General features: G+C 58.6%; 1 protein-coding gene. It reads left to right on the forward strand.

Annotated elements, in window-relative coordinates; translation table 11 throughout:
• Positions 1-273: methyl-accepting chemotaxis protein (locus tag A6R74_RS10510; protein WP_240488207.1), on the forward strand; the 273-nt coding region annotated here is incomplete at both ends.

Below are 273 nucleotides of genomic sequence, written 5' to 3' on the forward strand. Positions count from 1 at the left end.
AAATGACCGCGACGGTAAAACAGAATGCCGACAACGCCCGCCAGGCCAGCACATTGGCAGCAGACGCTTCCACCACGGCCGAGCGCGGTGGAAAAGTGGTGGAACAGGTGGTGCAGACGATGCACGGCATCTCCACTAGCTCGAAAAAAGTCGCCGACATTACCAGCGTGATTGATTCGATTGCCTTTAAAACCACTATCTTGGCCCTTAACCCCTCCGTAGAAGCAGCACGGGCTGGCGACCAAGGCCGAGGCTTTGCGGTGGTGGCCGGGG

The organism is Halomonas sp. ALS9 (assembly GCF_001651035.1).
Lineage (GTDB): Bacteria > Pseudomonadota > Gammaproteobacteria > Pseudomonadales > Halomonadaceae > Vreelandella.